The organism is Tomitella fengzijianii (assembly GCF_007559025.1).
In the GTDB taxonomy this organism is placed as follows: Bacteria; Actinomycetota; Actinomycetes; order Mycobacteriales; family Mycobacteriaceae; genus Tomitella; species Tomitella fengzijianii.
The window spans coordinates 43,520-64,613 of record NZ_CP041766.1 but is presented as its reverse complement, the minus strand read 5'-3'; the positions used below and the strand labels follow the sequence as shown (position 1 = coordinate 64,613).

At 70.5% G+C, this 21,094-nt stretch carries 20 protein-coding genes; 16 read left to right on the top strand and 4 right to left on the bottom strand.

Annotated features, from left to right (window positions below; all coding sequences use genetic code 11):
- Window positions 1–161: 161 nt before the first annotated feature.
- The 3 genes from FO059_RS18250 to FO059_RS18240 are packed head-to-tail and all read left to right on the top strand — an operon-like array spanning window position 162 to window position 2,094.
- On the top strand, window positions 162–611 hold the full coding sequence (locus tag FO059_RS18250; RefSeq protein ID WP_143910940.1) for an ImmA/IrrE family metallo-endopeptidase: 450 nt from the start codon (window positions 162–164) through the stop codon (window positions 609–611).
- On the top strand, window positions 611–1,552 hold the full coding sequence (locus FO059_RS18245) for a hypothetical protein (RefSeq protein ID WP_143910939.1): 942 nt from the start codon (window positions 611–613) through the stop codon (window positions 1,550–1,552). The genes FO059_RS18250 and FO059_RS18245 overlap by 1 nt, the downstream gene beginning before the upstream one ends.
- Entirely contained in the window at window positions 1,495–2,094 is a 600-nt protein-coding gene (locus FO059_RS18240) for a phosphatase PAP2 family protein (RefSeq protein WP_143910938.1), read from the top strand. The genes FO059_RS18245 and FO059_RS18240 overlap by 58 nt, the downstream gene beginning before the upstream one ends.
- On the opposite strand, the gene FO059_RS18235 is transcribed toward FO059_RS18240, so the two are convergent.
- The 4 genes from FO059_RS18235 to FO059_RS18220 form a co-directional block, all read right to left on the bottom strand.
- On the bottom strand, window positions 2,038–2,493 hold the full coding sequence (locus FO059_RS18235) for a transcriptional regulator (protein WP_143910937.1): 456 nt from the start codon (window positions 2,491–2,493) through the stop codon (window positions 2,038–2,040). The two genes, FO059_RS18240 and FO059_RS18235, sit on opposite strands and share 57 nt — an antisense overlap.
- Before the next feature lie 39 nt (window positions 2,494–2,532).
- Entirely contained in the window at window positions 2,533–3,588 is a 1,056-nt protein-coding gene (locus FO059_RS18230; protein WP_143910936.1) for a Rep protein, read from the bottom strand.
- Between the two features lie 249 nt (window positions 3,589–3,837).
- Window positions 3,838–4,038, bottom strand: a complete 201-nt coding sequence (locus FO059_RS18225) for a ribbon-helix-helix domain-containing protein (protein WP_143910935.1) — start codon at window positions 4,036–4,038, stop codon at window positions 3,838–3,840.
- Between the two features lie 128 nt (window positions 4,039–4,166).
- The gene (locus FO059_RS18220; protein WP_168226671.1) at window positions 4,167–4,619 is read right to left on the bottom strand and encodes a helix-turn-helix transcriptional regulator; all 453 of its coding nucleotides are present in this window, start codon (window positions 4,617–4,619) and stop codon (window positions 4,167–4,169) included.
- Between the two features lie 589 nt (window positions 4,620–5,208).
- Here FO059_RS18220 and FO059_RS18215 point away from each other — a divergent pair.
- The 13 genes from FO059_RS18215 to FO059_RS18155 all read left to right on the top strand — a co-directional run bounded on the left by FO059_RS18215 (window position 5,209) and on the right by FO059_RS18155 (window position 21,015).
- Window positions 5,209–6,477, top strand: coding sequence for a hypothetical protein (locus FO059_RS18215; protein WP_143910933.1), 1,269 nt, complete (start codon window positions 5,209–5,211; stop codon window positions 6,475–6,477).
- A complete protein-coding gene (locus FO059_RS18210) occupies window positions 6,474–7,118 on the top strand; it encodes a hypothetical protein (protein ID WP_143910932.1) in 645 nt (214 codons plus the stop codon). The genes FO059_RS18215 and FO059_RS18210 overlap by 4 nt, the downstream gene beginning before the upstream one ends.
- Entirely contained in the window at window positions 7,115–9,085 is a 1,971-nt protein-coding gene (locus FO059_RS18205; RefSeq protein ID WP_143910931.1) for a cutinase family protein, read from the top strand. Before FO059_RS18210 ends, FO059_RS18205 begins: the two co-directional genes overlap by 4 nt.
- 84 nt (window positions 9,086–9,169) lie before the next feature.
- Window positions 9,170–10,333: a C40 family peptidase gene (locus FO059_RS18200; RefSeq protein ID WP_143910930.1), complete on the top strand. Its 1,164-nt coding sequence runs from the start codon at window positions 9,170–9,172 to the stop codon at window positions 10,331–10,333.
- An 11-nt stretch (window positions 10,334–10,344) separates the two neighbouring features.
- Window positions 10,345–11,046, top strand: coding sequence for a hypothetical protein (locus tag FO059_RS18515; protein WP_168226670.1), 702 nt, complete (start codon window positions 10,345–10,347; stop codon window positions 11,044–11,046).
- A complete protein-coding gene (locus FO059_RS18190; protein ID WP_143910928.1) occupies window positions 11,043–12,287 on the top strand; it encodes a MinD/ParA family ATP-binding protein in 1,245 nt (414 codons plus the stop codon). Before FO059_RS18515 ends, FO059_RS18190 begins: the two co-directional genes overlap by 4 nt.
- A complete protein-coding gene (locus FO059_RS18185; protein ID WP_143910927.1) occupies window positions 12,284–12,595 on the top strand; it encodes a hypothetical protein in 312 nt (103 codons plus the stop codon). The genes FO059_RS18190 and FO059_RS18185 overlap by 4 nt, the downstream gene beginning before the upstream one ends.
- Window positions 12,596–12,644: 49 nt before the next feature.
- Complete coding sequence (locus FO059_RS18180) at window positions 12,645–13,367, top strand: hypothetical protein (RefSeq protein WP_143910926.1); 723 nt, start codon at window positions 12,645–12,647, stop codon at window positions 13,365–13,367.
- A gap of 32 nt (window positions 13,368–13,399) precedes the next feature.
- The gene (locus FO059_RS18175; RefSeq protein ID WP_143910925.1) at window positions 13,400–15,553 is read left to right on the top strand and encodes a hypothetical protein; all 2,154 of its coding nucleotides are present in this window, start codon (window positions 13,400–13,402) and stop codon (window positions 15,551–15,553) included.
- Window positions 15,546–17,141 carry an SCO6880 family protein gene (locus FO059_RS18170; RefSeq protein WP_235671158.1) on the top strand — a complete coding sequence of 532 codons (1,596 nt, stop codon included), beginning with the start codon at window positions 15,546–15,548 and terminating at the stop codon, window positions 17,139–17,141. Before FO059_RS18175 ends, FO059_RS18170 begins: the two co-directional genes overlap by 8 nt.
- 16 nt (window positions 17,142–17,157) lie before the next feature.
- Complete coding sequence (locus FO059_RS18165; protein WP_235671157.1) at window positions 17,158–18,684, top strand: ATP/GTP-binding protein; 1,527 nt, start codon at window positions 17,158–17,160, stop codon at window positions 18,682–18,684.
- On the top strand, window positions 18,684–20,459 hold the full coding sequence (locus FO059_RS18160) for a type IV secretory system conjugative DNA transfer family protein (protein ID WP_143910923.1): 1,776 nt from the start codon (window positions 18,684–18,686) through the stop codon (window positions 20,457–20,459). Before FO059_RS18165 ends, FO059_RS18160 begins: the two co-directional genes overlap by 1 nt.
- A complete protein-coding gene (locus FO059_RS18155) occupies window positions 20,452–21,015 on the top strand; it encodes a hypothetical protein (RefSeq protein WP_143910922.1) in 564 nt (187 codons plus the stop codon). Before FO059_RS18160 ends, FO059_RS18155 begins: the two co-directional genes overlap by 8 nt.
- Window positions 21,016–21,094 lie beyond the last annotated feature (79 nt).

Genomic DNA, 21,094 nt, shown 5'->3' with positions numbered 1-21,094 from the left:
GCACTACGACCAGGCCGCACGACGACGCCGTCGAAGGGGGCGAGGAACGGCCGACACTCGCGTGACGGCAAACAAGGGGGGCGCGCATACACCGTTCGGACGACACAGCGATGATGAGACCCGTGTTACGACGGGGACGGGTTGAACGAGCAGTACGGACGGTGTTGGACCGTGCGGACGCGTGCGGAGCGGATCAGACCACGCCGGCGGGGGTTCTTCCGGCAATCGAGCAGCTGCGCGACCGCCCGGTCTATCTCGACTTGGAGGCAAACCTTCCCAGCGCGATCACCGCACAGTGGTACTGGTGGCCTGATGCGGACTCGATCGCCGTCAGACGCGGCCTGCCTACCCGGGACCGCGCGGTGGCCCACGAACTCGGCCACATGATGCTGGGCCACGAAGGCGTGGCGGTGCCACTGAACCGGTGGGCGCCGAACGCGGACACCTCCGCGTTCGCATGGACGCTGCGCCGGCGCCGTAGCCGCGTCGAGTGGGATCACATCGAGTGGGAGGCGGAGCAGTTCGCTGCACTGCTCTGCTACGAGCTGCGCCGACGGGCCGGCTATCGACGCGCTACCCGGCCGGGCGTTCTCGCGGACGCGTTCGGCTGATGCCACTCGCGGCGATCCTCGCCGGCCCGGCCGCGGCCGGCGTGCTGACCCTGGCTGGCATCATCCGCGCGGTCCGCTGGCGGCGCACCCGCAGCGCATCGGCGGCTGCGACGACCGTCGTGCTGTTCGCCCTGGCAGTGGCCGCAGCGATCAACGTCGAACGGTGGTCCACGTGGATCGACTCATTCTTCGGCGCAGGTTTGGTCTGGTCTTTCCTGGTGTCGCGCTCCGCACTCATTGTGGCGATCGGAGCCGCATTGGCCCTGGTACGGACGACCCACGGCAGGCCGGCGGGTACCGCCGTGCACCTGACGGTGCTGGCCGTGGCCACGGAGGCCACTTTCTTCTTCATCGCAGGCCGCGATGCGGGCTCCGGCCGCGAACTGCTGACGGAGGCGCACAATCCGTGGATCGTCGCCGCCGAGGTGGTCGTCGACGTATTCGCAGTGTTCGTCGGGGTAGCGATGGTGCGGCTCACGGCACGTTCTGCTGGTCTGTCCGATCCGCACCGGCAGGGCATGGCGGTGATGTGCGCCGGCGCCGCTCTCTGCCTGGCCTACGTCAGTGTGCGGCTGGTGGCCCTGTTCTGTGTATGGGCGGGAGCCCTGGGCATCGCCGCGACCGTTCTCGACGCAATCGTGCCCATCGCCGCGCTGGGGTTGTTCCTCGTCGCGGTCGGGTGCGTCTACGCACCCGTCGCACGGACCGCGGTGGCGCTGCACCAGTACCAAGCGGTGCGCCGTCTGTACCGCGACGAGGTCGGCACGCCTCCACCACGCACGCTGCACACTGCACACGACGTGGACGCGATGGTCACTGAGCTCGCCGACGCGGCCGGCGTCACGGAACAGCTTCTACACGATGACGGGGAGGATCTTCGACAATGGGCGATGCGCAGGGCACAGTCTCGACCGCAGAAACTTCCGGGTGGGCGCGGATAGTCACCAACATCGGTGCACCGTGGGTTCTCAATGCCGTGGTGCCGGTAGTTTTCGGGGCCGTTCGCGGTGATCTGTGGTGGTCGCTGTTCGTTTCCGTGATGGCGGGGATTCTGCCGATCCTGATGATCGTCGCGATGATGGCGCGCCGCAGTGTCGGTGATGTGCACGTGACGAACCGCGACGAGCGCACAGCGGTCCTCGGCGGCATCATCGCTCTCGCCGTGGCCGCCTTGGTGATCGAGCTGGTCGCGGCGGCGCCGACGTGGATCGTCGCAATGACGGTCGCCGGAGTAGCGACGATCGGGCTCATCGGCGCGATCACGGTCATTGCCCGGTGGAAGATCAGCGTGCATACCGCGGTCGCAGGGGCCTGGATCGTCCTCGGCGTCGGCTTCATCAGTCCGTGGGCGCTGCTCGCAGTTCCACTGGCTGTATTGATCGGCTGGTCACGGCTGGTCTTGCGCGATCACACTCTCAATCAGGCCCTAGCGGGTTTTGCTCTTGGTGCCGGCGTCTCCTGGCTTGCGCTTCTTCTCGCGTGAGGCGCGCATACCCTCGACCTTGCGCAGGTGCTCGATGAAGCCTTCGACGGCGTCGAGACCGTCTGCGGAGAGGCCCATCGAGCGCGTCGCGATGCGCTCGACTCCCGAGTCACGCACTGCCGCGATCAGTTTGAGCTGCTGATCGGTGTCCGCGGCGAAGTCGTCGTCGTAGAAGTAGTCCGGTTCAACTCCGAACATGCTGGCAAGGTGCAGGACGAGTTGCCCTGCGACGCCAGTGGTCCCACGAGTCCCGCGGCGAATCTGGGCGATGTAGGAGGCGGTGACTTTGTGTCCTCGCCGGGTGAGCTCCTGGGCAATCTCGGCGTTTGACAGCGGCCCGCGTGAGGCCGGGTGGACGGTCTCGACGAGATGGTTCAGGCGGTCGCCGAAGGTGCTCACGGTGGGTTCCTAAGCGGGTATAGGTGGAAGCGTTAGTGCTCATCCTAGACACCGGTTCTGGTTTCGGCGTTCTTCCTGCTTGGCCTTCTGCGAACGGCGGAACAGCGTAAGCGCGGCGGCCCGGCCGGCGGGGGTGCTGCCGGGGCCTCGATCGGCGGCGCGTGCCGCGGCACGCTGCACGCGGTCGGCGTGTGCTGCGGCGGCGCGGTCGGCGGGGGAGGGGCCGGTGAAGTCGATGCGCGCGAGGCGCCAGCGCAGCAGCCTGCCGGGGTCGGTGATTTGTGAGCGGTGGGGCCACACCCAGCCGCGTTCGCGGGTGTCGTGGTCGAGGGCGCGGGCGATGTCGCGGCCGCGCCAGCGTGTTGTGTCGATGCCGGCGGACTCGATGGCGTCGCACACACTGCCGGGATGTCGGCCGTCATCGAGCGTTACAGCGATGCGCAGCAGCTCGGCGGCGGCCCGTTGCAGGTGCAGGGGTCTCGGTCGGCGGGGAATGGGGTTGGGCGCATGGCGCGTTGCCTCGCGCGCACGCGCGCGTCGGTGAGTTACCTTCTTAGGTGAGTTCTTCTTACGTACGTAAGAAGAACGGGATAGGTGGACAGAGTTTCTGCCTCGACTTTTGCCCTTGGCGGGGGAGCCGCTGGCCTTGCGGCGACGCTCGGCTGCGGCTCCGGTGACCGCCCATACGGGGCTTGTGAGCGCCCAGCGGGAAGCCGCGCGGTGCTGCCGGCCGCCGTGGTGGATTTCGGCGGCGTAGTGCTCGTCGCCGGTGAGGACGCGTCCGCGCGCCATCTCGACGGCGAGGCCGAGGGCGCGCAGGACCGCGCGGGTGCGTTGGATGGTTTTCGCGCTACCGACACCTGCGTGGCGGGCGATTGTTCGGCCGGCGGCGGCCACGTCCCTTCCGGTCCGCGAGTCCGCGAACGCCGCGATCGCGACGATGGCGACGAGGAACGTCGGCAGGGCGACCTTGTGGTACTTGCGCAGGCGCTCGCCGTCGGGGGTGCGGATGGCCCACCGGCATTGATTGAGCCAGTCGTGGCGGCCGGTCCAGGCGTTGACGGTGGTGTAGGCGCTCTCGGCCACAGGCAGCATGAACGAGCTGCCACGCTGGTCCGCCGCTAACGCTTCCGCCTGCTTTACCCGCTTCTTCGCGGCGGCGAGAGCGACGTCGAGTTCGTCGTCTGGGTTCGTTGAAACTGTTGCAGGGTATGAGCTACCCTGAGACGTACCAGGCAAGGTAAGTCCCTTCGGGGATGGAGAGACCGAGTAGCTGCGGCTCTCTCAACTTTTTGGAAGACCCCGGCGTTGGCGCGCTGGGGTTCTTCTTTTATCTGGGGTCCATCAGGCGATCAACGTCTGCGGCTGCTTCCCCCTCTCTTCGACGAGCTCGTGGGCACCGAGATGCTCCGCGAGTACGTCAGCGACGTACTGACTCCGCGAGGAGACCCCCTCGTTGGCGCGCGCGCGTTCCACGGCCTCGAGGAGCTGAACCGGGAGTCGTACCGGGATATACGACCTCTGTCCTTTCGACGGCATCGCCATGGGGTCCTCCTTCGCGGCTGGAACCTGGTTCCGAATGGTGCTGCCTGCTAGCGAACCACGTGATGAGGGCGGACTTGCGGCGACACGCCGAAGCCATCGCGGGCGAGATTTTATTCTATAAAGCTATATCACAGTGTACGCAGATGGGCCGCGCGTGTCGCAACCGTCAGTTCCCAGGCGCGTATGACGAGGTCAGTAGTCGTCTCATACACCTCGGCGAGCGCGGCCGGCAGCTCGTCATCGATGTCTTTGCGGCCCTTCTCGATCCGCCCCAGGGTGCTCGGCGAGATGCCCAGGGCCTTGGCGACATCGGCTTGCGTGAGTCCGGCTTGCGTCCGCAGGTCGCTGAGCATGGCCTTCTCCGGAGGCAACACGACCAGGTCCTGGATGGTGATGTGCAGAGCCGTGGCGACACGGTCGAGGAGATGGGGGGTGGGCGAGTATCTTCCCGTCTCCCAGCCTGAGACGACGGGGGGCGAGACGCCTGCCAGGTCGCCGAGGTCGTCGATCGTGAAACCGCGCTCGGTGCGGCGCTGGCGCAGTCGCGCGCCAGAGAAGCCGCGGACAACGCTGCGGGGCACGGTTTCTCCTAGTCGGGGGCAGTCCAGGTCATTCGTGATTGTCATTGTCTCCGGTTCCGGCCGCGTTCTGATACTCTGCTGACGTTATTCTAGATAGTTATACAAGGGTGGAAGACTTGACGGGGGAGTCGAGTGCGATTATTATGGATACAGTAGTGCTCAAAAGGTGATTATGAAGAAACAGAAGTCCTCCCGCGTCATGCATCAGCGAGGGGCCGCCGACGAAGGGGAGACGATGAGTGGACGGCACAACCGGATTGCATCGGCACCACGAGCAGCGATAGTTGCGACGTTCCTGACAGGTGCGAGTGTTCTGTCTGCGACCAGCGCTGTAGCAGCTCAGCCCGCGATCTACCGGGTGCCCGCGGCCGACGTGGGCGCCGATGAAACAACCGTTCAACCTGGGCTCGGCGGCGGTGACAGCGAAACGGCCGGAGTCCAGCCGGGCCTTGGTGGAACCAGTGAGGAAGCCGCGGCGCCCGCGCCCGCACCGGAGCCTGCGCCTGCTCCCACTCCGGCGCCGCAGCCCGAGACTGTCGGCGATGCCGACACGTGGGTGCCGGCCCCGGCCCCGATCGCGAACGCTCCGATGCGTGACGCACCGGACTATCTCGACGCCGGCGGGACGGGGCAGACGCAGCCGGTCGTCAACACCCCCGTGGCTCCGTCGGGCGACACGGCGGCCCCGGAGAACGCCGACGCTGGGGCGCAGTCGACGCCTGCACCCGCCGCCGACAAGGGTGATGCGGTCACCGATGCGGGTGTTGTCCGCCCGATCCGCCCGCCCGAGGGCAAGCTGCGGATCGGCTTCTACCAGTCGGATATCCCCTGGTACGTCTCCGACGAGGCCGCTGAGCGCACCAATTACACCGCCTCCTGGGTCGAGTCGGCCGTGTCGGACTACCAGCGCGACCAGGGCGTATCGGGTACCGAGGCGGACAAGCGGGCGGCGGCGACAGTGACCGCGGGCGCCGCGGGCGCCGTCGCCGGGGGCCTGGCCGGCGGCACCCTGGTCGCCGTCCCCGCGGCCGCCGCGTGTGTCGGCCCCGGCATGGCACTCGGCGCCGGGCTGGGTACTCCGGTGATCCCGCCGATCGGCCCGGTCGCCGGCACCCTCGTCGGCGGCACTGCGGCCGCAACGGCCTGCGGCGCGGCGGGGCTCGCGGCCGGCGGGGCCGCCGGGGCCGCGCTCGGCGGCGGCGCCGCCGCGCTGGCGGCGAACGCGTTCGGCGCCGGCGAAGTCGACCCGGTCGACGAGTTCGCGCTGCCGCAGATCGACCGCCCGGACGCCGACGCCGCATACCGGCAGGCACACGAGACCATCTACTCCCTCGACCGGGAGAACCCCGCGGCGGCGGACGCGGTGCGCGGCGCCGTCAACGCCGGACAGCAGGCCCAGCGCGATGCGGCGACCGCCACTGCCCAGGCGCGTGAGGCGATCGCCGGCCAGCCGGGCGGCGAGGCGATCCTTGCCGCCGCGGATCACGCGGCCGCCGAGGCCGCGGTCATCACCGGCCCCGCCGCGACGGCAGTGGGCGACGCTGCCGCCGCCGCGACGGCGGCCGTCACCGGCGATCCGCAGCCCGCACCCACACCCACACCGGCCCCACAGCAGACGACCGCGGACGCCGCGAATGCCGCACAGGCAGAGACAGTCCCGCCGGCCTCGGCTCCGGTCACGCCTGCGGCGGCGCAGGACGTGTCGCCGCAGTCGGAGCAGACGCCGGTGGCGGCTCCGCAGTGGCGGTCGGAGGTGCCCGAGCCCGTGGCGGCGGCCGTGGATGCAGCGCCGCCCGCGGTCGGCGACGCCGTCGACGCAGCGGCCGCAGCAGTGCAGGCAGCTCTCCCGGAGGCATGACCATGACGCAGGGCCCGATCATCGACGACCTCGGCGCCCCCCGCCCAGGGCGCGGGGTCGAGCAATCGGCCGCGGAGCGTCCTCGCCGGACGGTGCGTGTGCCGTGGCGTCGCCCGCCTCGGCGGTTGCTGACGGCCGTGGTCGTGGCCGCCCTGACGGTGGTGGCGTGCGTGTACGCGGTCGGCGCTTTCATCGGATCAGGCGATAGCGACAGCGCCGTTGCCGCGTCGTCCCCGGCTGGGCAGGCCGGTCTTGGCGGCGGGGCGGGCGCGGACCCGGCCGCGGCCGGGTGTGCCGCCCCCGCTGGCGATGTCAGGTCTGGGGTCGGGGTGATCCGGGCGTTGGAGCACGCCTACTACGTGGCCCGCGACGGGGCCGCGGTGCGGGCGCTCATCGCCGACGGCACCCCGGCCGCGGGGCCTGCCGAGACGATTCAAGCCGGTATCGACACGATCCCGCCGGGCACGACGTACTGCCTGGCCGAGTCGCAGGTATCGCCGACGCTGTACGCGGTGTCGGTGACCGAACACCGCCCGGGCGGGGACACCGTCGACTATGAGCAGACCTTCCAGGTGCGCAAGGCGCCGGACGGCACGTGGGCCGTGGTGAAGATATCCAATACAGGGGGGCGCGGGGCATGAAGCGGGTAGCAGTAAGGGCGGCCGCCGCGGCGGTGGCGTCGGCGGCGGTGGCCGCGACACTTCCGGCGACGACGGCGACGGCGGCCGTCGCGAGCGGCGGCTGCGATGGGTTCATGGCGGTGCTGGTGCCCGGGACGGGGGAGACCTCCGAGCATGCGGACCCGGCCGTGCCGGCCGGGCTGCTCGGGCAGGTCGGAACCGCGTTGGAAGACGCCTATGGTGCCTCGATCGCGGTGGTGTATCCGCCGTATCCTGCGGCCGCGTTCAACGGGATGCTGTACTCACAGTCCGTTGACCAGGGCATCGCCGATGTGACGAACCTGATGCGTCGCTGCCCGGACGCGCAGTACGTCCTCGCCGGGTATTCGCAGGGGGCGCAGATCGCCAATGATGTCGCCGTGGCCATCGGCCACGGCGACGGCCCGGTCGCGGCCGCCCAGATCGAGGCGGTCGGACTGCTGGCCAACCCGCGGCGCGGCACCGACGGCGCGAAGATCATCGGCCCGCCGCTTGCCGGGCAGGGCATCGCCGGGCCGAACCCCCGCGGCTTCGGCGCCCTGTCGGGCCACGTGTTCGACATCTGCCACCCGGACGACAAGTACTGCAACATCGCTGCTGCCAAGAACAGCTTTCTGTCGTCGCTGGGCCGGGTGCTCGGCAACGACCCGGCCCCCGACACCGGGCCCGCCGCTGGCGGCAAGGCGGGGGACACCTCCGCGAGGACGTCGCCAGCGCAGCCGGCGCGGGTGATGTCCCAGACAGGCGGCGGCACCGGCATGGCCGCGGAGCTCGGCGCCGACTACGGCGGCGCCCATCTGGCCGCCGCCGTCCGCGCCGCAGAACGGCTACCGGCGCGCGTCGAACAGCTCGGCGAGAATCCGCAAGCGCCGGTGGGCTGGTCACGCCGCTCGGCGGTGGCCTCCCAGGCGGCGATGATCGCCGACACGCTGACCCCGGTAGGGCAGACGCAGGCGTGGTTGTCGACGAACCCGGCCGCGCAAGACAAGATCGCCGCCGCCGACGGCGGCACCCCGTTGTCGGCGGCAGGCGATCTGCTCGCCGGCCTCGCCGACGTGGACGTGGCCTCGCTGGCGGCCACGGCCGGCCAGATCGCCGACGTGCTCGGGTCGACGCCGGGCGCGGGCGGCGGGGTGTCGGCGGCGGCCGACACCCTTGCCGAGGGGCTGTCCGGGATCGCCGGCATGGACACCTCCATGCTGACCGCCGCGGGCACGGCGCTACGCACCGTGCAGCCGGTCACCCTGCTCGACCAGGCATTGCAGATGGTCGCGGACGTGACCTCGGTCGACTACCTCGGAGTCGCAGGCGACTTCGGCTTGCTCGGTGGGCAACTGCTTGCCGGGGATATCCCCGCGGCACACGCCACCGCCGGCCGGATCAACAACAACCTGTCTCCCCTGGTGGAAGCGGCATCCAAGCTGCCGCTCGAACAGGTGGCGCAGGTACTCGCGCTGATCCCGGACCCGGTCTCGCAGGCGGTGGCGCTGGTGTGCCGGCTGCTCGACAACGTCGACGTGATCGGCCTGGCCAAGGCAGTCGGCCAACTCCAAGAAGTCGCCTGGCAGGTCGTCGAGACCGGCAACCCCCTTGCCCTGGGGCAACTCCTGCCGATCGGGCTCAACATCGCCCATATCGCGCTCGGAGTGTTCACCGGCGGCCAGGAAACCCCGGCCTCGGCGCTGCACTCGGGGCCGACGGCACTCACCGCGCAGATGGGCCAACAGGCGGCCGCATCCGATCTGGTCGGGCTGGGCCAGTCGGTGGCGGCCGCGGCCACCAGCGACGGGGCGGCCGACCTCGCGCAGCTCGTCGACGCGGGTTTCACCGCGGCCACCTTCTACGGCTCGCAGGTGCACCAGAAGTACACGACCTGGTCGCCGCGCGGCGATGGCACACCGGCGACCGCCGTGATGGCGGGGAAGTTCCGCGACGCCATCGGCGGCTAGGGCACGCCGCACATAACCGAATAGAGCCACCGATTTTGTGTTCCTGGTCGGGCACAACAACACACGCGAAGGGAGGTGGCGGCAGTGGCATCAGGAAAGGCGGCCTCGGGCGGGGCGCTCGCAGTGGGCGGCGTGCTGCTGCTGGCCGCCACCTTCATGGGCGGATTCTCCGGCGACGGGCACCGCGACGCCGCCTACCTGTGCCCGGGCGGCGAGGACACAGGAACGCGGACCCGCAGCGGTTCCGGTCTGCACGCCGAATCGCTGGGCCCCGGCTGCGGCACCACCGCCGGCGGCGACCGGCTCGATAAGAAAGCACTGCTGGCGGATCACCCGGCCGCCGCCCCGTTCATCCCGTGGATCACACAGGCCGCAGGCACGTGCGCGGCGGTGACCGCGCCGCTGCTCGCAGCGCAGATCGACAACGAATCCGGCGGGTTCAACCCGGCCGCCTACAACGCCGAGTCCGGCGCCCAGGGCCCGTCACAGTTTCTGCCGGCCACGTGGGAGGTATACGGCGTCGACGGCGACGGAGACGGGACGAAGGACCCGTACTCGATCGCGGACGCGACCATGTCGATGGCGAACTACGACTGTGCGCTCGCGGCCCTGGCCGAGCAGGACTTGGCGGCCGGCACCGTGTCGGGGCAGATCACCGAGCTGATGCTGTCGTACTACAACTGCGGGCCGGGAAACTCGCGGGCCGCGGGTGGGGTGTGCGGCAACGGGCAGACCCAGGGCTACATCGTCGATATTCCCGCCCAGGCGGCGGCCTGGACGCTGGCGGCGCCGGCATCGTCGGAGTTCGGGGCGCGGGTGGTGGCCGCGGCCCGCTCCCAGATCGGATTGCCGTATGCGTGGGGCGGGGGCAACCAGTTCGGCCCCACTCTCGGTATCTCCGATAACGGCGGTCCGGCCGATGCGCACGGCGACTACGCCAAGGTCGGCTTCGATTGCTCGGGGCTGGTGCAGTACGCGGTCGCGCAAGCCTCCGGCGGCAAGCTCAACGTGGTGCCGCCGGATTCCGCGCAGATCGTCTCGCCGCTGGGCACCGCGATCACCGACCCGGCACAACTGCGTGCGGGCGATGTCATCCAGCCGCATCCCGGCCACATCTTCATCTACTCGGGCGCGGGCACGGTCATCGAGGCGCCGCAGTCCGGCGAGTTCGTCTCCGAACGGCCCTACACCCCGCCGGCGACGGTGCGGGCGATCCGCTTCGGCCCCGACCAGGCAGACAAGCAATGAATGGAGAGTCGATGCGTACTCGTACTGGCAGGCGTGCCGTGGCCGCGGCACTGATCCTCGCCGCGTCCGCGGCGACCGTGGCGGGCTGCGGGTCCGGCCCGGGCCAGGATGCGGACTCCACGGCGAGCCGTACTCCGGCCCCGGCGCAAATGTGGGAGCCCTCGGCGGTCCCCACCGCCCCGCCGTCCGCGGCCCCGTCGACGACGGTGTCGGAGCCGCCGGCGCTGCCGACCCGCACCGTGCCGACGGTGCCGGCCACCCCGGCGGCGGCCATCGCGCAGGTGGACCGGACCGACTCGGACGCGGTCGCCGCCGAGGCGCTGCGCCAGTGGCTTGCCTGGCGGCCCACTAGTGACGGCGGAACGCTCGACGCGATGGCGCGAGCGGCGCCGCTGCTCACCGACGACTACGCCGACGCCACGCTCGGCGAGGCGCCGGTGCGCGGCCCGGGCGGCGATTTCGCCGCCTGGCGGGCCGATGGCGCCGACCGGGTCGAGGTGACAGTGACCGCCCAGCCGAACCAGGGCATGCGCGATGACTCCGACTCGCACATGCGGCATCTGGTGTTCACCGCCACCCAGACCGCGAAGGACGGGGAGCGCACGGTCGGGACCGCCGAGCAGGTCGTCTACGTGATCGTCCGCGAGCAGCCGGGCGGCGTGTGGGCGGTATCGAAGATCGTCACCCGCAGCACGGGAAGGAGCACCCGATGAGCGAGCCAGTGTATGGGCGCGAGACGCCGGTGAACCTGCGCAGCCAGCGGCTACGCCGCGCGGCCGGCAGCAACCAGGGGGACGCCGATCCGGTCGAGGTCGATGCCGCGGACGCCGACACCGATACTGCGGTCGGCCCGCCGCCGGCCGACCCGTACGGGGTGGGACAAGAGGCCCTGGCCGCTGCTACGCAACCCGCCCCGGCTCCGGCGGCCGCGGTGCCGGGCCTGTTCGACGAGGCGGCACCAGCCGCGACGGCCGAACAGGCACGGAGCGGCTGGCGCGGCCGGGTCAACGCGGCGATGGGCCTGCACCTGCGGGCCACGCCGACCGAACGCGATGCGGCCACCTCCGAGCGGGCACGCCGCGCGGCGATCCAATCGTCCCCGCCGGGGGTGGTGGTCATCGCCTCCCCGAAAGGCGGTGCGGGTAAGACGCCGACCGCGCTGATGCTCGCGGCCGTGTTCGGCAGCCACCGACGCGGCGTGGTCGCCTGGGACGGCTGCGAGTCGCCGGGCACCCTCGCCGACCGGGCGGCGCTACGCCAGCCCGGCGGCATCGCCGATGTACTCGCGTCGGCGGGCCGGCTCGCCTCGGGGCAGGCGGCCGCGGCCGAGCTGGCCGCCTATCTGACCGCCCAGCCTGCCGGGCACGAAGTGCTCGGCACCGCCCTTGACGGCAGCCAGGACCCGATCGCCGTCGGCGCCGACGAGTGCGCCGCGGTCATGGCGGTGCTGCGCCGGCACCGCGACTTGATGGTCGTCGATACCGGCAACAACACCTACGCGCCCGCGTGGCGGTGGGCGGTAGGGCACGCCGACCAACTGGTGGTTCCGGTGCCGCTACGCGTCGACGCGGCCAAGGCCGCCTATTGGATGCTCCACCGGCTGCGTGCCGAGGGCTACGAGGAGACGGCGGCGGCAGCCCGGGTTCTGCTGGTCGCGGTGCCCGGCGCCGACGGGGCCCTGGAACAGCGCATCGCCGAACAGCTCTCCGCGGCCGGGGCCACCCGGTTTTCGCGGGTGCCGTATGACTCGTTGCTCGCCGCCGGTGGCCGGATCGATTTCGGCCAGGTCGCGCCCGCGACGCGGGCGGCGTTTACGGACCTGGCCGCCCGCGTGGCCGGGGACCTGGCGGCCCGGGCCAGTGGGTCGGTGCTCACCGGCCGGGCCCCGGCGGGCGGATACAGCAGCAGTGATGGGGAGTTTCCCCGGATCGTGACCGAAGGAGACGCGTGGTGAACAAGGCCGTATTGGCGGTGGACAACCCGTTCGAGAAGATCAGCCCCGATCTGTCGATCCTGGGCCCGGCGATGAACGACACGTGGGCGCGGGTCGGGTCGGCCGCGTGGGCGGTGGCCCTGCTCTTCGTGGTGATCAAGTTGATTGTCGGCGTGGCGAAGATGAAATCGGCCGAGAAGCGCGGCTACGCCCAGGACGCGAGCGAATACACCGGGGAGGCGAAGGTCGCCGGCATCGCACTGGGGGTGCTGGTGATGCTCTCGGTGATCGTCGGGAGCATCTTGTTCGTCGTGCAGCCGGGGGCCTAGCGATGACCACCGAGTATGCCGCAGCGAAGGCGAGGGAGGAAAGGCAGTAATGAAGGCGAAGACGGATTATTCGAAGGTGGGCCCGGGTATCGACGGCGCGGCGGCGCCGGGGAGGAAGACCGGGCCGCGGCGGTGGCTGTGGCCGGTGGCGGGTCTGGCGGTGCTGGCGGTGCTGATTATCGTGGTCGCCGTCGCCTGCGGCGGCTCGGATTCGGGCGATTCCGGCAGTAAGACCGAGGCGATCAAGACGGCGCACGGCCCGTCGGCGTTGGTCGACGGAGTGCCCCGCGGCTATACCCACGACAAGGCCGGTGCCCTCACCGCCGCGGTCAACTTCATCCAGGCAATTAGCCAGGCAGGGGTTGGTCGTCTGGACGCGGCGGCTCTGCGTGAGCACGCGGTCGGCGAGAACCCCTCCCCATCTCTGCAATCAGCTCTCGGTGCTTCATCTGACCGTGTCGAGCACGACGACACCACGTTCAACTCCGTGCCGTTGGTAGCGACGGTCACCAACTTCACGCCCGAGGCGGCGACGGTGTCGGTGTGGGGCGAGTCAATCTCGCAGATGCGTACGGGCGGGCCAGATTCGCCGCTTGGCGTGTCCACCCTGTACTCGACGACGACGGTGACCCTCGCCTGGGAAGGCGGGGACTGGAAGGCCACCGATTGGGCCTTCGAGCCCGGCCCGAAGCCCGAAGACGCCCGGTTCCCCGAGGACGGCCCACTCTCGCAGCCCGGCGGGCAGGGCCTGTACGTGTTCTACCGCGACTGACCTGTGGCGTGAGGTGGTGAGGTGGTGAGGTGATGATGGTGCGACTGCGCCGGGCGGCCGCGGCGGTCCTTTTGGCAGTGGTGCTGCTCGTGACCGGGGCGGGGGCCGCGTCCGCAGCCCCCGAGCAGGCTGAGTCGGGGCCGGGCGGCACGCCCACGATGAACGGGCAGCAGCTCCCGGAGGATTTCCCGGCCGAGCTGCGCAAGTTCGTCGCCGGCACCGACGAGTTTCAGTCCGCCTGGTTCGACGGTGAGTGCGCGAACCGTGGCGGCGATTTCGGCTCGTATCTGGCTGGCGTGCTCGGATCACGGGATGGCCGGCCGGTCGAGGTCGACCTCATCAACGCCGCCTACGGCCAGGACTGGTCGCACAGCTTCCCCAACGGCGACCCCGCGTTCATCCCGAAGAACCCGATGTGTGCGGACGATCTGAAGAAGTTCGCGCAGCCACAGACCACCACGTGGGGTTTCCAATTCGCCGATACCCCTGATGACGCCTCGATCGAGGCGATGAAGGCCGCGATCGAGGCCAACCCCGCCGCGGATATGCCCGACAGCTCCGATCTGGGCGAAGCGTTCTTCACCGGGCAGGTGTGCGACTTCGGCGACGACCGGGCGCCGGCGCAGCTGTGCTTGCACCGCTTCTACCTCAACTGCGACAAAGCGGAAACACCCCCACTTCATAATGAGTGTGTGGCCTGGAATACGCGGGTGGGGGAGCTCCAAGGCGGCGCCTACTACTGGTGGGACCAGAACCGCGGCTTCACCGAACGCCTCTCGGACTCGGCATCGAACACGTTCGGCGCCTACGCCGACGGGTTCTCGTCGATCTGGTCGGTCACCGGAAAACCGGTGGTCGAGACAGTCAAGTTCATGGCTGATCCGGGCAGCGTCATCGACGATTGGGCCAACGCCCTCAAATCGTCGGCGGTCGATCTGACCGAAAAGGTCATCCGCGGGCTCACGACCACCGGCAGCTTCGACACCACCAACGACACGTTCCTCACCTGGTACGCCTACTCGACCGGCATCGGCATCCTCGCGATGGCGATTACCGCGATCCTGGCCGCTCAACGCATCTCCGACGGCAAACGACATCCGCGCGATCTGCTCATGGACTACGGCGGCTACATGCTGTTCGGCGTGGTGGCGATGCTGTTCGCCCCCGGCCTGGCCGCAGTGTTCCTCTCGTTCATCGAGCAGGTCTCACAGGGCATCGGAGACGCGCTCGGCGCCCCGGCCGACCAGGTCGTGACCAACATGTCGGCGATCCTGGGGCAGGCGACCTCCGAGACCGTCGCCGGCGGCGCGATCGCCGGGATCATCTTGTTCGGACTGATGCTCATCGGCGTGCTGGCCGCGTACTTCGGGCTGCTCATGCACGCCGCCGGGCTGCCGATCCTGCTGTGCGTGGCCGGCATCGGCTTCGGCATGTGGGTCCACCCCAAGTGGCGGCAAAAGGCCATGCGCCCGGTGATGATGTTCGTCGGCCTGGCGCTGATGAAACCACTGCTGTTGCTGCTGCTCGGCGCCACGTTCGCCACGATCAACATTTTTGCCGGCACCGCCCTCGGTGGCGCATCGGGCATGGAGCTGTTCACCGCGCTCGGCATGATCGCGGTCTGCTTCGTCATGGTCGGACTGGCCCCGTGGGCGCTGCTCAAGTACGCGCCGATCATGCCGTCCTCGGAGGACTCGGCCGACTTCGGCAGTGGTGGCTCGGCGGCGGGCATGGCCGCTGGCGGCATGGCCGGCTACGGCGCGGGCATGCTGCGCGGCGGCGGCGGGGGCCGGTCGGCGGCGTCCCGGTACGCCTCGGCCGCCTCGGCGCCGGGCCGTACCTCCGGGGGCATGGGCGCCGCCGCCGGCGGCGGGGGCGGTGCCTCGGGTGGTTCCAGGCCGGGAGGGTCTGCGTCGACGCAGCAGGCTGCGGCAGCCGGACGTAAACACAGCGGCGCCGCCAGCGGCGGCGGGGGCCGTGGCGGGGGGTCGTCAGTGGGCGGTCATGCCCTCGGCGCGGCCAAGGCCGGCGGCCGCGGCATCGGCGCGGCCGGACGACTCACCAAAGCCGCTGCCGCCGGCGGTATCCCGATCGCCGTTTCCGCGGCTGGCGCCGCGATGAACAAGGCCGCCTCGTCGGCCCAATCCGCACCGAACCGGGCCGATGGAGGTGTCCAGGATGAGTGAGCAGCGCACCTCGATGCTCGGCCGCGAATCGGCCAGCCGCGGCCGCATGGGCATCGCCGAACCGGTTCTCGCCGCGTATGTGATCGTGACCGTGCTGTGCCTGGCGGTGTACGTCATCGTCGGCCAATCGTGGTGGACGCTGGGATTCATCGCATTGGTCGCGGTATCCACGGTGGCCGTGACCCTGTCGCGGCCGGGGCACCGTTCGCCCGCCGAAGGGTGGGTGCACCGGCTGCGGGACCGACGCCGGCGCCGGGACGGCGAACACCTCTACGTCGGCGCCGCCGACCCGGACTACGGGCGGGCCGGTGTCGACCCCGGCTGGGCCCGGCCGGTACCGCTGGGCAAGGTCGACCCGGTCGAGGTCGCCGGCACCGGCCTGGACGAGATGTTCATCCTGGAACACCGGCCCGAAGGCGAAGACCACTACTTCTCGGTGGTCCTGTCGATCCAGGGACTCGCCGCCGGGCTGCGCTCGGACGCCGAGTGGGCCGCCGCCCAGGCACAGTTCGGGGCGGCGATGGCGTCGATGGCCCGGCGCAGCTCCCTGGTCACCGGCTGGGGCATGGTGCACCGGTCGGTGCCGGCCGACCTGTGGCCGCACGAAGCGTGGATCACCGCCCGGGTGCGGGCGAACCCGGCCGCGGCCGCGTCGGCCCCGGCGGCCGCCGCCTACGGGCAGACGATCGACGAACTCGCCCCGCACGTCGAGGAACACCGCGCCTACGGGGTGCTGATCTTCCGCCGCACCCGCGCCTTCGAGAAAGAGGCCAGCCGCGTCGCGGGCCGCAAGGGGGCACCGGTGCGCGGCGGCATCGCCCAGGTGATCCGCGACGAAACCGCCCGGGCGGTCGCTTCATTGTCGGCGGCCCGCATGGGGCAGGTGACCGTGCTCGGCGAGCAGCGGGCGTGCGCAGTGTTCCGGTCGTTCCTGGACCCGTCGTACCCGCTCGACGAGCACGCCGGCGCGGACTTCGACAATTGCTGGCCGTCCTATGTCGGCGGCGACGAGGCAATGGTCGTCACCGGCCGCGACGGGGATTGGTACACCCGCGCCGGCACGATCCACCCGGCAGACATTCAGCCGGTCGAGCTCGGGCCGCTGTGGCACGCGAGCGTGCTCACCGGTGTCGAGCCCGATGAGGGCGACGACGAGGTACCCCCGGCGCCGACGATCCGCACCGTAGCGGTGCGCCTGGATTTCATCGAGGCCGGCCGTGCCCGTTCGGACGCGAAGAAGCACGTCACGCAGGACGCGGCCCGGCGGCTGAAGGAGGAGAAGCAGGGCCGGATCACCGACGGCGGCTCGGAGATGCAGCAGGGCGCCTCGGAGCGGCGCCGCGCCGATCTGATGCCCGGCACCGGCCATCACGGCGGCGTGTTCACCATGTCGGTCGCGGTGACCGGCCGCGACGCCGACGACGTGCTGCGCGGCTGCGCCCGCGTGGAGGCCGCCGCCGACGAGGCCGGCATCGACCGGATCGACTGGCACGACGACAGCCACGACGTGGCCGTGTTCGCCACGCTGCCGCTGGGGCGCGGTTTGGCCGGCTCGAAGCTGACCCGCGAAACCAACCCGCTGCGCTGAAGAGAAGGGAACGCCTATGACGATCATCCGCGACACTGAACGGCCCACGCGTGGCGGCGAAGATGCGGCGGCCGCCGGTGGCAGCTCGGCGGGCCTGCCGTGGCACACGATTATCCCGTTCTACTCGCTGCTGGCCCGTCGTACGACGACCGCCGTACCGGATGCGCCGGAGAACCCGGAGTCCGCGGCGCGGCGGCGGCCGCCGCCGCGCCGGTCGAAATGGCTCGACCGGTGGGGCTGGTACGAGCACCGCGCTGCCGGCGCCTACACCACGACCCGGCAGGCCGAAGTGCTCAATCTCGCCACCCAGCGCCGCGACGCCCGTTCGGAAGGGGTGCTGTTCGGGCTGAACAAGCTCTCGCAGTCGTTGGTGATCATCGACCCGTTCGCCCTCTACGGCGACGAGATCGAGAACATCAACGTGTGCGCCATCGGCGACATCGGCAAGGGCAAGTCCTCCGGGATCAAGACCGGGTTCGTACTGCGCCAGATCGCCGCAGGCCGCCGCGTGGTGGTGCTCGACAAGAAGCGCCAGGGCGCCTCGGGCGGCGAGTACACCCCGATCGCCCGCGAGCTCGGAGCCGCCTCGGTGCGTTTCCGCACCGGCGGCGGCGGGGCGTCGCTGAACCTGCTCGATCCCGAAATCGCCGCGACCGGGCAGACCGGCGGCGGTGTCGATCCGGCCGGACAGAACGCCCTGGTCGCCGCGGTGTTGGAGGACACGATGGGCCGGACGCTGTCCGAGCGCGAGTACGCGGCGCTCAACCGGGCCCTGCGCATCATCACCGACCGCGCCGCCGCGTCCGGGACCGAGGCGACCGCCGCCGACCTCGCCGCGGAGATGCTGGCCCCGTCGACACACACCGCCGACGGCACCCCGGTCACCGACTTCGGCGAGCTGTGGGAGGACGAGGCCCGCCGGTGGGGCCGCGATCCGGGACTGGCGCTGCGCCGGTTGTGCGACGGCGACCTGAAAGGGCTGGTGGATCAGCCCACCAGCCCGGACGTGCGGGCCGCGTTGGAACATCCGCTGGTGCATTTCGATGTCTCCGAGATGCCGACCAAAGGTCCGGCGTTGCGGGTGATCATGACAGTGATCCACACGTGGCTGGCAAACGTGCTGGCCGCCCGCGCCGATCACCACGAGCAAACCCTGCTGGTGGTCGAGGAGGGCTGGCACATCGCCGGCGGGTCCACCGGGCAGGTGTTCCACGACAATATGAAGCTCTCGCGCGGCCTCGGATTGTCGACGGTGTCGGCGTTCCACCACATTTCTGATCTGCCGGCCGAATCGCCGGCGCGGGCGCTGATGAAAGAAGCCGGGATCGTTTTGCTCTACGGGCAGGAACGCTACGAGGACGCGGCCGAGGCGGTGGCGATGTATCACCTGCCGCCGGGAACCGAAGAAACGCTGATGAACCTGCCCAAGGGGCATTGCCTGGTCAAATACGGATCGCAGGACCCGATGCTCGTCGAGCATGTGCGCTCGTCGACCGAGCAGCGGCTCACCGATACCGACGCGATCATCAAGGGGGAGCAGTGATGAGCACACCGGCGTCGCGCTCGGAGCGGCAGATCATGCCGATCTGGTTCGCACCCGTGGCCACACTCCTAGTCGGGGTCGTGGTGGCCGTCGTGGGCGGCGGCGTGCTGGCGGGGGTGCTGTCTGGTGTCGGAGTGGTGTGGCCGCCGCACGGGCTCGTCGGCGTCGGACAGCTCCTCGCCGGGTTGGTCTCGTCGGCGTCCGACCCGGGGGCGGCGTGGGCGCCGCACCCCTCGCCCGGCTCCCCGGTGATCGTGTGGGCGTGCATCGGCGCGGTCGGCGCCGTCTACACCGCGGCCGCAATCAGCGTGGCGGTGTGGCTGTCGGGCCGGCGGATGGACCGCCGCCATGCCCGCGAAGGTTTCGCCGGCGCCGCCGAGCTGCGCCGCCGGTCGCTGACGGAGGCCAAGGCCCGCGAGGGCGGGTTCGCGGCCCGCGTTTCTCTCGCCGGCCTGCCCCGCCACCAGCGCCGCCGGGTTCCCAGCAGTGACCTCGCTGTCGACGTGGGTAACGTCGTCGGCGCCCGCGAACACATGTGGGCTCAGTTCCGTGATGGTGCGCTCGTCGAGGGACCGACCGGGTCGGGCAAAACCTGGCGCATCGCCTGGCACCGAGTGGTCGGCGCCCCCGGATTTTGCCTGGCCACGACCACCAAGCCCGACCTGTTGTCGTCGACGGTGGCCGAACGGGCCGAGCGCGGCGACGTGTACGTGTTCGACCCGGAGAACATCTGCGCCTGGCCGTACCGGCTGCGCTGGTCGATCATCGCCGGCTGCGACGATCCAGACACGGCGCTGCGCCGGGCCGAAGCGCTGGTGCAGGCTATGCCCATCGACGACGCCAAGAACGGCGCCTACTTCACCGCGAAGTCGATCGTGCTGATGCGCTGCTACCTGTACGCCGCCGCCCGCCTCGATGCGTCACTGCGCACGCTGCGCACGTGGGCGTCGCGCAGGCAGGTCCCCGAGGTGCGGGAGGTGCTGACCCGCGAACGCCCCGATTGGGCCGCCGAACTCGAACAGACCCTCGGGTCGAGCGCGGACAGCTCCGAGGACATCATCGGCGCCACGTCCCGGCTGCTCGAACCGCTCGCATCCCCGGTGCTGATGGATGCGCTCGACGTGTCGGTAGCCGACTCGGCCGATCTGCGCTCGATCATCGCCGACGGCACCAACACGCTGTATCTGCTCTCGGAGGGGTCGTCGGCGTCGGCGGCCCCGTTCGTCGCCGCCCTGGCCGCCGAGGTGCACCACATCGCCAAGCAACACGCGCTGAGCCTGCCGGGGGAGCGCTTGGACCCGCCCGCCATGCTTATTTTAGATGAATTGAATAACGTGGCACCCGTCCCGCGCCTCCCGTCGCTTATCACCGACAGTGGGGGCCGCGGGCTGTGTATCTGGGGTTTTGTGCATTCCGAGGCGCAGAACAAGGACCGGTGGGGGCAGGTCGGGGGCCGGCGGCTCACGACCGAGTCGCCGATGCGGATCGTGCTTCCCGGGCTGGCGGATGACCAGGAGCTCGCCTCCTTATCGCGGCTCATCGGCGACCGCGACGACTTCTACAGCCGCCAGGCCGGGCCGCGGCGGGTGCCGATCCTGCCGGCCGCAGAGATTCGTCAGATGCCCGCCGACCGAGCCCTGGTGATCTACCGCGGCGCCAAGCCGGCGCTCGTGTCGCTGCCCACGGTGTGGGACACGCCGGCCCTGCGGGAGCGTGTCACCGCTTCCCGCGACTACTACGAGTCGCACTGCCGACAGGAGCCCGCTCATGCGTGACTATGTGCCCGGACCGTACGACCTCGACGCGATGCCCGAAGCCCGGGCCGCCGCCGTGCTCGGCGAGTTGGCCGACTGGGTGGAGTGGCTACGGCGCATCTACGAGCTCGACGCGATCAAACCGTGCTGGTGGCGCCACCCGGCGCTGGTGCGTGAACTGCTCGCCGCGTTCGTGCGGTGGCGCGACGCCTACCAGCACGGCGCGGCGGAATCTGCGCCGTTCGCGTGGCATAGTGACGTGTTACGCCCCCTGGCGGCCCGCCTGGGTGAGATTACGAACATGGAGTCGTGCACGCCCAGCGGGTGCGGGTTGCGCCCGTCTCCACCCGCCCGAGACCCGGAGTTGGCGGTGTTCCTCGCCCAGCTCGCCGATGGTACTGCGGCACTGGGCGATACGCTGCCCACGTGGGAGGTCGGTCATGAACGCATGCTCGACCTCATCGACGCCGGCGAGGCGCAATCTGATGATCCCGGCGACCCGTACGCGCCGGTGACCTACCAGGGCCACCAGTGGGCGTTCGACCTTGACCAGGCGGTGTTTCGCCGCCGCATATAAGACTCGGGGCGGCTCGTGTGGGCCCGCGGCCGGCACCGCCCTGCCGGCCGCACCAGCCCGGCCCGCAAGGTCGCCCCGT